This is a genomic window from Flavobacterium sp. AJR (genome assembly GCF_002156885.1).
Lineage (GTDB): Bacteria > Bacteroidota > Bacteroidia > Flavobacteriales > Flavobacteriaceae > Flavobacterium.
The window spans coordinates 1-6,571 of record NZ_NCWQ01000141.1 but is presented as its reverse complement, the minus strand read 5'-3'; the positions used below and the strand labels follow the sequence as shown (position 1 = coordinate 6,571).

Sequence of the window (6,571 nt, the reverse complement as noted above, 5' to 3'; positions counted from 1 at the left end):
TGTTTTTTGTCATAACTTTGTTTTTAAGTAAAAAGTAAACGGAAGAAATCTGCTATTGACTTATCAATCCTAAATACAGGCTCCAGGCCTAATGAACTGTCCAAGCTCAAAAGCAGAGAGGGAAAGGAACTACCATTTCGAACAGTCTATTATGACAAATGACAATTTTTAGTTTTTATCTTTCCCTTTCTTCTGTTGAAAATCTAAACATAAATGTACTAAAAACAGAAATCCTTTTTTATTACAAACATAGGATGACAATATTGAGTAAATACTCTATAAATATCTTTTTTGATGTGTATTACTTTTAATCTTAATTCTAACTTAATACTCCCAAGATCAAAAAAGACTTTGTAGTATAACCAGAAAACAAAAAAAGGTCCAGAGTATAAACCCTGAACCTTTGTTTCTTTGTACCTTAGAACCTCAGTTCCTTAGTAACTTAATTAATGCTATTTAACATTTCCGCGATTTCATCTAATCTTGGTGTTAGGATGATTTCGATTCTACGGTTTTTAGCTTTTCCTTCTGGAGTTGCGTTGCTTGCCAATGGAGAGAACTCTCCACGACCTGCAGCAGTTAACTTTTGTTTGTTGATTTTGCTGTTTTCGCTCAAGATTGCTACAATTGCTGTTGCTCTTTTGGTCGATAAATCCCAGTTGTTTGTAATTACTCCTGAACCTACATATGGATCATCATCTGTATGTCCTTCGATCAATACTGAAAGATCTGGATTGTCTCCTAATACTTTCCCTAGTTCTACAACTGCTTTTTTACCTTCTGTTCCTACTGACCAGCTTCCTGAATTAAAAAGTAATTTGTTTTCCATAGAAACATATACTTTTCCGTTCTTTTGTTCTACTGTCAATCCTTTTCCTTCAAATCCGTTTAGTGCTTTTGATAGGGTTTCTTTTAGCTTTTTCATAGCAGCTTCTTTAGCCGCTATCATAGATTCTAGTTCGTCTAAACGTTTTGCTGTTTTGTCTAAACGTGCTTGTTCTGCTGCTAATGCTTTTCCTTTGGCTTCTAGTTGTTCTAGTAACTCACGGTTTTTATTCATGTTGCTTTTTAAAGCTTCATTACTGTTTTTTTCTAACGCATCATAAGAGTCTTGCAAAACTTTTAATTTGTTTTGTGCAGCTGCATAATCAGCTTTTTGCTTTTCTAGTTCAGCTTTAGTTGTAGCAAGATTTTTATTTAATCCGTCACGGTCTAACTCTAATTGATTTTTTGCTTTTAGCAATTCGGCATTTTCATCGGAGATTGAACGATTTTCTTTTTTTAAATCGGCAAATTTCGTTTCCAGATCGTTGTATATTTTTTTGGATACACACGATGTTGTAAGCGCAAGTATCAATAATCCGATTGAAGCTTTTTTAATCATTTTTTTGTGGTGTTTATTATTTGAGATTTTCTTATTCTTTTTTAATTATTGGTATTAGCACGATCTAGCCCTGATTACTTCACTATACTTTTATTTTTATATGAGTTCAGTGAATTCTCATTTATAGCAGAAATCCTTTATGTTTTTCCTTTAAAAACATAAAGATTACTTCACTAAGTTCATATTTCACATATGTGTTCAGTGAATTTTATTTATAGCGGAAAGCAGGACACGAGCGAAGCGAACTGACGAAGTAAATAGCTCCTAAATAAAAACTTTGCTGGAGTTTGCTTAAATCTTGTGTGTATCTAACAATAATGATACCATTAATCTTCGATTTCGACTAAAACCGGGCAATGGTCAGAATGTACTGCGTCTGGTAATATAACGGCACGTTTTAGTTTGTGTTGTAAGCTATCGCTAACTAAATTATAATCGATTCTCCATCCTTTGTTATTTCCTCTTGCTCCTGCGCGGTAACTCCACCATGAATAATTGTGTGGTTCTTTGTTAAAATGGCGGAAGCTATCTATAAATCCTGTTTTCATGAATCCATCTAACCAAGCGCGTTCGGCAGGTAAAAACCCTGAAACTGTTTTGTTACGAACAGGATCATGTATATCTATCGCTTCGTGACAAATGTTGTAATCACCGCAAATAATAAGATTTGGGGTTGTTTTTTTAAGCTCATTAATATAGGTCTGAAAATCATCCATAAACATGAATTTATGATCCAATCGCTGAATATTGGTTCCTGACGGAAGATATAAACTCATTACGGAGCAAGTGTCGAAATCTGTTCGAAGGTTTCTTCCTTCAAAATCCATGTGCTGAATTCCGGTTCCGTACACAACGTTATTTGGTTTTGTTTTTGAAAGGATAGCAACACCACTATATCCTTTTTTTGTAGCTGGATAATAATACTGATATGGGTAACCTGCTTTGGTAATATCTTCTACTGGAATTTGATCTTCTGTCGCTTTAATCTCCTGAAGACAAATAACATCCGGATTTGCATGTTGTAACCAATCGATAAATCCTTTTGAAATTGCAGCACGAATTCCGTTTACGTTATAAGAAATAATTTTCATTACAATTTTTTTTATGTATTTCAAATGTAATAAAAAAGCGGAAAGTTTGAATAAGAATTAAGGAAAAGTAGAGTTTTTTGTTATCTTTGTTTCCTGCTCTAAAAAACAAATTGTACATGGGTTTAGTTACCGCGAAAGAAGTTGCCAAGGCAATAAATGTTGACAAGTACGGGGTGTTAGGTACTTTTTCTGGCTGGGTCCTTATGAAGGTACTAAAAATATCGACCTTGAACAAGATTTACGATAGGAATAAACATTTAGAAGATCTCCCTTTTTTGAATGGAGTTTTGGATGATTTACAAATAAAATTCGAAATCCCGGAAGAAGATTTAAAACGATTACCTAAAGACGGTGCTTATATTACTATTTCAAACCATCCGCTTGGTGGTATTGATGGCATTTTATTATTAAAATTAATGCTTGAAAGAGAGCCTAATTTTAAGATTATTGCTAACTTCCTGTTACACCGTATTGTTCCGTTAAAAAAATATATCATGCCTGTAAATCCTTTTGAGAATCATAAGGATGCAAAATCAAGCGTGGTTGGAATAAAAGAAACGTTTCGTCATTTAAGTGACGGAAAGCCTTTAGGGATTTTTCCTGCTGGTGAGGTTTCGACTTATAAAGACGGAAAATTAGTGGTGGACAAACCTTGGGAAGAAGGCGCGATTAAATTAATCAGAAAAGCCAAAGTGCCTGTTGTTCCTATTTATTTTCATGCCAAAAACAGTAAATTGTTCTATTGGCTTTCTAAAATAGATGATACTTTGCGTACAGCAAAATTACCATCGGAATTACTTACTCAAAAGGATCGTGTTATTAAGGTACGTATCGGAAAACCTATTTCGGTTAACGAACAAAACGAACTTGAATCTTTTGAAGAATACTCGGAGTTTTTAAGAAAGAAAACTTATATGCTGGCAAATCCTTTTGAGAAGGAACATAAATTGCTAGATACTGCAAACTTAAAGATTACTAAAAGTCCTAAGGAAATTGTTACTCCTGCAAATGGAAACAAGATAAATGCAGAGGTTGAAATTTTAAGAAACACAGATTGCAGATTATTACAAAGTAAAAACTACGAAGTGTTTTTTGCTGAAGCGAAAAATATTCCGAATATATTACATGAAATCGGCCGCTTACGCGAAATTACCTTCCGTGAGGTTGGTGAAGGAACAAATGAGCCTATCGATATTGATCAATATGATCAATATTATCACCATATGTTTTTATGGGATGATGATGCCAAAAAAATATCTGGTGCTTACCGTATGGGATTAGGTTCTGAGATTTATCCTAAATACGGAATGGACGGTTTTTATCTAAATGACCTTTTTAGATTCGAGCCTGAACTTCATGATATGATGCATAAATCTATCGAGATGGGTCGTGCATTTATTATTAAGGAATACCAACAAAAACCAATGCCTCTTTTCTTATTATGGAAAGGAATCATTCATACAACGTTGCGTTATCCTGAGCATAAATATTTGCTTGGTGGTGTAAGTATTAGTAATCAATTCTCTGATTTCTCTAAATCATTGATGATTGAGTTTATGAAATCTAATTATTACGATCCTTATATTGCGCAATACATTCACCCGAAAAAAGCATACAAGGTAAAACTGAAAGATGCTGATAAGGACTTTATTTTTGATGAAGCTGAATCTGACTTAAACAAGTTTGATAAAATCATCGACGAGTTAGAACCGGGAAACTTACGTTTACCTGTTTTGATTAAAAAATACATCAAACAAAATGCGCGTGTAGTAGCTTTTAACGTTGACCCTTTATTTAATAATGCTATTGATGGTTTAATGTACATTCGTATTGCCGACATTCCGGAAAGCACAATGAAACCAGTTATTGAAGAATTTCAGATAGAATTAGAAAGAAAACTTGCAGAGAAAGACGATTAATTTCTCTAATCATATAAAAATAAAAAATCCCGTTTCGATGAAACGGGATTTTTGTTTTTATGTAAACTACTTTTGTTTGATTAAATAAAACTAATAGCAGCTATTAATTTTCATAATCGTTTACCGCTTTTTTGAAACCATCCCATTCTTTTTGAGACAATATCATTTTCTTCTCTAGTTTTTTACCTTTTATATATTCCAAAATATATTTGGCTCTGGCCTCAGATTCTGGATGTGTACTTATCCAGGATAAAGCTCCTCCAAAACTTTTATCGAATGACATATCATAAAGAAAATCTGCAAATGGTGCTGGATCTATTTTTGCTTTAAGCATATATTCTACACTTGTAATATCCGCATCTTTTTCGAGTGAACGATCATAAGCTGTAGAGGACAATGTGTGCATTATTTCTCTAATTACACTCCCGCTATTATTTCCTGTTGTAATAGACATAAGAACAGAGAAACCAATTTCTTTGGATAGCTTTTTCATGACATGGTCGTTCTCTATATGAGCAATTTCATGACCTAACACACCTATCAATGCTTGCTCATTTTTTGAAGCTTCTATTAAACCTGAGTATATTACCAAATGTCCATCTGGCAAAGCAAATGCATTTACCTCGTCTTTTTGAATAATATGAACTTTAAGGCTATCGCGTACTATTCCATTTTCTTTACATAATGGATCTAGTAATTCATCCAATTTTTTGGTAATAGAATCATTTACGATTATGTCTTCTGTCTTTTTAATTTGATCCCAAATCATGTCACCAACTCCTTTTTCGGTAGCACTTTTGGCTTCATTAATTTTAAAGAAAGTGATATAATCTATTTGTGACAATAAAAACCAGATCCCAAAAAAAGCTCCTACGATGGTTAGTCCTCTAAATAGTGTTTTCATTGGTCTTGCAAATTAAATTAGTAATATCGGCAAAAAAGTATATTTCGATATGATTTCCTTTTCTTGTCTGACTTGCCAGATATAAGGTAAATATGAACTCCACTAGATTAAAACCTATTATCGTTAACATATACGCTATATATGTATTGGTAAACTGACCTTCTTTGAAAACAATCGAGATAGTCCACCAAAAACCTACGGTATTAAAGAAAAACATACCTAGTTGTGCCAATAATGCTTGTGTACAATGCCATTTAACAAAGGCTGTACTTTTTCTATTTCCTAAATAAAAAAAAACGGATGCCAATAAATTCATAATTGGCAACGGCAAACCTCCTAGCACAGCAACAAGTGACATCAAATAACTATTTGATGCTCTTTCTAACTCACTATCATAAGGTTTGTAATTAAACTTATTTAATGCGGTCATATTTGTTTATTTATATTCCAAATCCAATTGATAATTACTAAAATAATCAACAGTATTGCAACTTTTTTTGTCCTAATTATTGTTTCTGTTTTAATGTAGAAATCGTAAAAAGATTGTCTTTTTGTGAAGTAATCAAACGCAATCCAGCCTGGAGCAATAAGCATTATTCCTGCTACAATAATTCCGAATGGATTTAGGTATAAAGAAGTGAGTATATTTCCTTTAAAAAAACTGTCGACTGCTCGTGTAGTTCCACAAGAAGGACAAGGAATAGTGGTTATTCTTTTAAAAAGACAGACCGTAAGATCATGATCTGAATTTAAATGTGATACAAAATCAAAAAAGAACAACCAACTATACCCTAAAAAACAAGCAATTAAAGTTAACGCATAAAGCTTGTTTTTTGTCATGTTTTACAAAAATGTATTGTTAAATGCCATTGCATTTTTTTCTTTGGTAGCTCCTTGGATTAAAAACCAATCTACAATAGCCCAAATCATAAAACCTCCACAAGTAAGTAATTTACCTACTCCCATTCCTGTATCGCCAATATAAAAACGGTCAATTCCGTATGCACCAGCAAAAATAGAAATCAACAAAGCTGTTGTTGGATCTTTAAATTGAGTTAATTGTAATCTTTGCCATTGGCTTTCGTCTAAACTTAAAAGTTTTTCTCTGATTGCGTTTAAATGATGCCCTTCAAAATATTTTGCATTCATCATCATAAACATATCAACTTTTTGTGTATCCATTATTAAATTTTGGTTTTGATTGGTCCCTACTCTATTTATGGATTTTCGGATACTCCATTTTTTGCAAATATAAAAAATTATAAGAAATAAC

General features: G+C 32.8%; 7 protein-coding genes. 1 reads left to right on the top strand and 6 read right to left on the bottom strand.

Going from position 1 to position 6,571, the window contains the following annotated elements; translation table 11 throughout:
* Window positions 1–442: 442 nt before the first annotated feature.
* Together B8T70_RS22555 and B8T70_RS22550 are read right to left on the bottom strand one after the other, a co-directional pair.
* Window positions 443–1,384, bottom strand: coding sequence for an OmpA family protein (locus B8T70_RS22555; RefSeq protein ID WP_039116547.1), 942 nt, complete (start codon window positions 1,382–1,384; stop codon window positions 443–445).
* 326 nt (window positions 1,385–1,710) lie between these two features.
* Window positions 1,711–2,475, bottom strand: a complete 765-nt coding sequence (locus tag B8T70_RS22550; protein ID WP_086896309.1) for an exodeoxyribonuclease III — start codon at window positions 2,473–2,475, stop codon at window positions 1,711–1,713.
* 116 nt (window positions 2,476–2,591) lie between these two features.
* On the opposite strand from B8T70_RS22550, the gene B8T70_RS22545 reads away from it, so the two are divergent.
* Window positions 2,592–4,394, top strand: coding sequence for a lysophospholipid acyltransferase family protein (locus tag B8T70_RS22545; RefSeq protein WP_039116549.1), 1,803 nt, complete (start codon window positions 2,592–2,594; stop codon window positions 4,392–4,394).
* 103 nt (window positions 4,395–4,497) lie between these two features.
* Here the strand turns inward: B8T70_RS22545 and B8T70_RS22540 are convergent, their stop codons facing one another.
* From B8T70_RS22540 to B8T70_RS22525, 4 genes are read right to left on the bottom strand one after another with little or no spacing between them, the layout of a single operon-like run.
* On the bottom strand, window positions 4,498–5,298 hold the full coding sequence (locus B8T70_RS22540) for a M48 family metallopeptidase (RefSeq protein ID WP_086896308.1): 801 nt from the start codon (window positions 5,296–5,298) through the stop codon (window positions 4,498–4,500).
* Complete coding sequence (locus B8T70_RS22535; protein ID WP_039116553.1) at window positions 5,282–5,728, bottom strand: DUF4870 domain-containing protein; 447 nt, start codon at window positions 5,726–5,728, stop codon at window positions 5,282–5,284. Before B8T70_RS22535 ends, B8T70_RS22540 begins: the two co-directional genes overlap by 17 nt.
* A complete protein-coding gene (locus B8T70_RS22530) occupies window positions 5,725–6,138 on the bottom strand; it encodes a DUF2752 domain-containing protein (RefSeq protein WP_039116555.1) in 414 nt (137 codons plus the stop codon). Before B8T70_RS22530 ends, B8T70_RS22535 begins: the two co-directional genes overlap by 4 nt.
* 3 nt (window positions 6,139–6,141) lie before the next feature.
* Complete coding sequence (locus B8T70_RS22525) at window positions 6,142–6,480, bottom strand: TM2 domain-containing protein (protein ID WP_039116556.1); 339 nt, start codon at window positions 6,478–6,480, stop codon at window positions 6,142–6,144.
* Window positions 6,481–6,571: the final 91 nt, after the last annotated feature.

What these genes read in the sequence shown, in the direction of transcription:
- B8T70_RS22530 (WP_039116555.1), bottom strand. Translation starts at nt 6,138, where the DNA reads ATGACAAAAAACAAGCTTTATGCGTTAACTTTAATTGCTTGTTTTTTA.
- B8T70_RS22540 (WP_086896308.1), bottom strand. Translation starts at nt 5,298, where the DNA reads ATGAAAACACTATTTAGAGGACTAACCATCGTAGGAGCTTTTTTTGGG.
- B8T70_RS22550 (WP_086896309.1), bottom strand. Translation starts at nt 2,475, where the DNA reads ATGAAAATTATTTCTTATAACGTAAACGGAATTCGTGCTGCAATTTCA.
- B8T70_RS22535 (WP_039116553.1), bottom strand. Translation starts at nt 5,728, where the DNA reads ATGACCGCATTAAATAAGTTTAATTACAAACCTTATGATAGTGAGTTA.
- B8T70_RS22545 (WP_039116549.1), top strand. Translation starts at nt 2,592, where the DNA reads ATGGGTTTAGTTACCGCGAAAGAAGTTGCCAAGGCAATAAATGTTGAC.
- B8T70_RS22525 (WP_039116556.1), bottom strand. Translation starts at nt 6,480, where the DNA reads ATGGATACACAAAAAGTTGATATGTTTATGATGATGAATGCAAAATAT.
- B8T70_RS22555 (WP_039116547.1), bottom strand. Translation starts at nt 1,384, where the DNA reads ATGATTAAAAAAGCTTCAATCGGATTATTGATACTTGCGCTTACAACA.